This is a genomic window from Microbacterium sp. P2_F9, assembly GCF_056403635.1.
Genome location: NZ_JBFUFC010000252.1, coordinates 1 through 4,568, shown reverse-complemented (window position 1 = coordinate 4,568; position 4,568 = coordinate 1). Strand labels below are relative to the sequence as shown.

The 4,568-nt window shown below is 67.1% G+C and carries 5 protein-coding genes; 4 read left to right on the top strand and 1 reads right to left on the bottom strand.

Features of this window, described 5'->3' with window-relative positions:
• The 3 genes from AC1DVT_RS18200 to rplL all read left to right on the top strand — a co-directional run.
• On the top strand, positions 1–964 hold a 964-nt coding region (locus AC1DVT_RS18200; protein ID WP_477390563.1), incomplete at its 5' end, for a Gfo/Idh/MocA family protein.
• Between the two features lie 272 nt (positions 965–1,236).
• Entirely contained in the window at positions 1,237–1,752 is a 516-nt protein-coding gene (gene rplJ / locus AC1DVT_RS18195) for a 50S ribosomal protein L10 (RefSeq protein ID WP_457099423.1), read from the top strand.
• A 41-nt stretch (positions 1,753–1,793) separates the two neighbouring features.
• Positions 1,794–2,180 carry a 50S ribosomal protein L7/L12 gene (rplL, locus tag AC1DVT_RS18190; protein ID WP_457099131.1) on the top strand — a complete coding sequence of 129 codons (387 nt, stop codon included), beginning with the start codon at positions 1,794–1,796 and terminating at the stop codon, positions 2,178–2,180.
• Positions 2,181–2,243: 63 nt separating this feature from the next.
• Here the strand turns inward: rplL and AC1DVT_RS18185 are convergent, their stop codons facing one another.
• A complete protein-coding gene (locus AC1DVT_RS18185) occupies positions 2,244–3,263 on the bottom strand; it encodes a LacI family DNA-binding transcriptional regulator (protein WP_477390562.1) in 1,020 nt (339 codons plus the stop codon).
• A gap of 247 nt (positions 3,264–3,510) precedes the next feature.
• On the opposite strand from AC1DVT_RS18185, the gene AC1DVT_RS18180 reads away from it, so the two are divergent.
• On the top strand, positions 3,511–4,568 hold a 1,058-nt coding region (locus AC1DVT_RS18180), incomplete at its 3' end, for an ABC transporter substrate-binding protein (RefSeq protein ID WP_477390560.1).

Sequence of the window (4,568 nt, the reverse complement as noted above, 5' to 3'; positions counted from 1 at the left end):
CCCGGATGCCGCCGCGATGCTGGCCGCCGGGGGGCTCGACGTCGCGATCCTCTGCACCCCCATCCCCACCCACGCCGACCTCGCGGAGCGCGCACTCGCGGCGGGGGCGCATGTCCTGCTCGAGAAGCCGCCGGTCACCGCTGTCGCCGAGCACGACGCGGTGCTCGCCGCGGCCCGCGAGGCAGGACGCGCGGTGCAGGTCGGCTTTCAATCGCTCGGGAGCGCCGGCATCGCCGCAGCGCAGGACCTTGTCGCTTCCGGCGAGCTCGGTGAGATCGAGCACCTCGGTGCGGTGGGCCTGTGGTCTCGGTCCGAGCAGTACTGGCGCCGCAGCGCCTGGGCGGGAAAACGCCGGGATTCGAACGGGGGAGTGGTCGCGGACGGCGCGGTGACGAACCCGCTCGCCCACGCCCTCGCCACGTCCCTCGCGATCGCCGGCGCGCGCGAGCCCCATGATGTGCGCAGCATCCAACCAGATCTTCGCCGCGCCAATGCGATCGACACCGACGACACGTCGTCGCTCATCATCGAGCTCGCGTCGGGACTCCGGCTCGCCGCGGCGCTCAGTGTGACGGCACCGTGTCGGCATGAGCCATTTGTTCTGCTCAGGGGGAGCCGGGGACACGCGCTGTACTTCTACACGCTCGATCTCCTGCAGGTGCATCGCGCCGCCGCGACCCTTCCCCGCACCTACCAGTTCGCTCGAACCGGCCYGCTCGCCGACCTGGTCTCGCACGTACGCGCGGGGACCGCGCTCGCCGTCCCACTGGCTGCCACCGGAGCGTTCACGCGTGTTCTGGAACAGGTGGTGGCATCGCCTCCCCCGCGGACGGTGGGCGCCGAACACATCACCGTCGAGCGGCGCGGCGACGAGCAGTTCCGGGTTGTGCACGGGATCGAGGCCTGGTCTGAGCGCGTCGCGTGGGAGGGGCGGACGTTCAGCGAGCTCGGCGCGCCGTGGTGACACCAGCGCCGATTTGGCCGGGGATCCGGCATCCGGTAATGTGGTCCGAAGCCAAAGACCGCCGGTCATCCTGGTGCGCGCAAGCGCATTGAGATCGAAGCACTGCAGATGCAGGGACCCGCGCAGGTGTACGAACGATTCCCCTGAATTCAGGATTTCAGCTCCGTGCGCTTGCGCCGGAGCTTTTTCATTTGCGGCGCCAGATCGGGTGAGCGGATGCCGGAGGCTGACGTTCCGCCACCGCGGGCGTCTCATTCACACAAGGAGTGGCCATGGCGCAGAAGGAAGCATCGGTCGCCGAGCTCACGAAGAATTTCGAGGACTCGAGCGCCGTTCTGCTGACCGAGTACCGCGGTCTGACGGTTGCCCAGCTCAAGGAGCTGCGCAACAGCATTCGTCAGGACGCGGAATACGCCGTGGTGAAGAACACGCTGACCAAGATCGCCGCGAACAACGCGGGGATCTCGACGCTGGACGACGAACTCAAGGGTCCGTCTGCCATCGCGTTCGTGCACGGTGACCCGGTCGCCGTCGCGAAGGGACTGCGTGCCTTTGCCAAGGCACACCCTCTTCTGGTGATCAAGGGCGGCTACTTCGATGGCGCCCCCCTGACCGCAGAAGAGGTCAACAAGCTCGCCGATCTTGAGAGCCGTGAAGTCCTGCTGGCGAAGCTCGCCGGTGCGATGAAGGCCTCGCTGTTCGGCGCCGCCTATCTGTTCAACGCTCCGCTGTCGAAGGCCGTTCGCACGGTCGACGCGCTGCGTGAGAAGCAGGAGTCCGCGGCCTGACAAGGCCCGGCTGACAACCAACCGAATCAAGGAGAATCATCATGGCAAAGCTCAGCACTGACGAGCTGCTCGACGCGTTCAAGGAGCTCACGCTCATCGAGCTGTCGGAGTTCGTGAAGAAGTTCGAGGAGACCTTCGAGGTCACCGCCGCGGCGCCCGTCGCCGTTGCCGGCCCGGCTGCCGCCGGTGCCGCCCCCGCCGAAGAGGTCGAGGAGCAGACGGCATTCGACGTCGTGCTCGAGGCCGCTGGCGAGAAGAAGATCCAGGTCATCAAGGTCGTCCGCGAGCTCACCTCGCTCGGCCTGGGCGAGGCCAAGGCCGTCGTCGATGGTGCCCCCAAGGCTGTCCTGGAGGGTGTCTCCAAGGAGGCTGCCGAAAAGGGCAAGGCTGCTCTCGAAGAGGCCGGCGCGACCGTCACCCTCAAGTAGTCACCGATCGCCATTGGCGATCATCGCGAAAGCCCCGGGACCCGTCCCGGGGCTTTCGTGCGTCTACGACACGGATGCCGAAGCCACTCCGAGCGGGGGAGCGGTGGAGTTGCGCATGATGAGCGTCGCCTGCAGGTGCAGCTGGACCGGCGCGGCCCCAGGCGAACGAAGCTGCGTGAGCAGGAGCTCGGCGGCCTTCGCCCCCTGCTCCTGCGGACGCTGCTCGAGTGTGGTCAGCGAGAACATCTCGGCGTACTCGTGATTGTCGATGCCGACGACGCTGAGAGAACTGGGCACCGAGATGCCGAGTCGTCGCGCTGCGATGACGGCGCCGATGGCGACCTCGTCGCAGGTGCCGACGATTCCGGTCGGGCGCGCGCGGACGTCGCCGAGCAGATCCGCGGCAGCCGCGTAGCCGCCGGGCAGCGTCACCGGCGACCGCACGTGCCAGGGGGCGAGCCCCACCTCGAGCATGGTCGCGTGATAGCCGAGCAGCCGGTCGTGATCAACGTGGGCCCAGTGCGTGCCGCCTCCGCCCAGAAAGGCGACGCGGGTGTGCCCGAGTTCGAGCAGATGCTCGGTCGCCCGACGCGCTGCATGCTGATCATCGAGCGTGACGAGGCTGGTCGTCGGCCCCGCGTCTCCGACGACGCTCACCACCGGGCGGCCGATCGCGACCAGGCGATCGAGTTCGTGGTCGTCCGGCTCGAGGCCGATGGCGATCAGACCGTCGAACGTCTTGCGTGCGAGGAAGTCCTCGAAGACGCGCTTGCGCCCCGGCGTCCCCGGTCGGGCCTCGTAGAGCGTGAGGTCGTACCCTTCGCGCAGCAGCGAGTCCTGGATCCCCTCGAGGACTTCGGCGAAGAACCAGCGGTCGACGTACGGAAGGATGACGCCGATGTTCTGCGTGCGGCCCGTGGCGAGGCTGACTGCACTGGTCGAAGGTGCGTAGCCGAGGGCTGATGCAGCCTCGAGCACGCGCGTTCGGGTCTCGTGCGACACATAGCCGCTCCCGGTGATCGCCCGGCTCGCGGTCGCCTTGGAGACGCCGGCGGCACGAGCTACCTCGGCAATGCCTGCCACCGTCACTCCTCTCTGAGCGAACCCGGGGCCTTCCACCCTTGTGGGGCGAATTCTGGAACCGCTTCCAGAGTGTACGTGCTGCCCGACTCGGGGCAATAGCAGCGTGGGAGCGGTTACACATTTGTGATTATCCAATGATTGTGCCGTGCCGCCGGCATCGCCTAGCGTGGGTGTGGAAGCGGTTCCGCAATCCACCGTGGGCGCTTTGTGGGATGAACGTCCCTGCACCACTCAACGAGGAGGACACATGAAGACACAGAGGCGAGGAAGAATCCTCATCTCGGTCGCGACTCTCAGCATCGCCGGGTTCGCGCTCGCAGCATGCTCCGGCGGTCCTGGCGCGACCAACACCGGTGGAGGCGAGGACGACAACGTCGTCACCGTCTACGGCACCATCGTGGACACCGAACAGGAACTGCTCGAGCAGTCCTGGGCGGACTGGGAAAAAGAGAACGACATCGACATCAAGTACGAGGGGACCAAGGAGTTCGAGGCGCAGATCGCCGTGCGCGCTCAGGGTGGCACGCCGCCCGACATCGCGATCTTCCCGCAGCCCGGCCTGATGGCCGACATGGCTACGCGCGGATATCTGAAGCCCGCACCGAAGGCCGTCGCCGACAACGTCGCCGAGTACTGGACCAAGGACTGGGCCGGCTATGCCACCGCCGACGACACTCTGTACGGAGCGCCCCTGATGGCGAGCGTCAAGGGCTGGATCTGGTACTCGCCGGCGCTCTTCGCGGAGAAGGGCTGGGAGATCCCGACCACGTGGGACGGTCTCATCGACCTCACCAAGACGATCCAGGCCGACACGGGCAAGCCGCCGTGGTGCATCGGCTTCGGCTCGGATGCCGCGACCGGCTGGCCGGGCACGGACTGGATCGAAGACATCGTGCTGCGTCAGTCGGGCACCGAGGTCTACGACCAGTGGGTGAAGAACGAGGTTCCCTTCACCGACCCCGCCATCAAGTCTGCGTTCGACGAATTCGCGAAGATCGCCCTCGACCCGACGTACGTCAACGCCGGATACGGCGACGTCAAGTCGATCGTGACGACGCCGTTCGGCGACCCGGCAACGGCGCTCGTGGCCGGTGACTGCGTGCTGCACCACCAGGCATCCTTCTACGACGGCTTCATCACCGCCGCAGACGGAACCGTGGCTGAGGACGGCGACATCTGGGCGTTCCTGACGCCGGCATTCGGTGGCGAGTCCGGCGGAGACGTCGTGACCGGTGGCGGCGAGATCGTCGCCGCGTTCGACGACGCCGAGTCCACGCAGAAGGTGCAGGAGTACCTGTCCAGCCC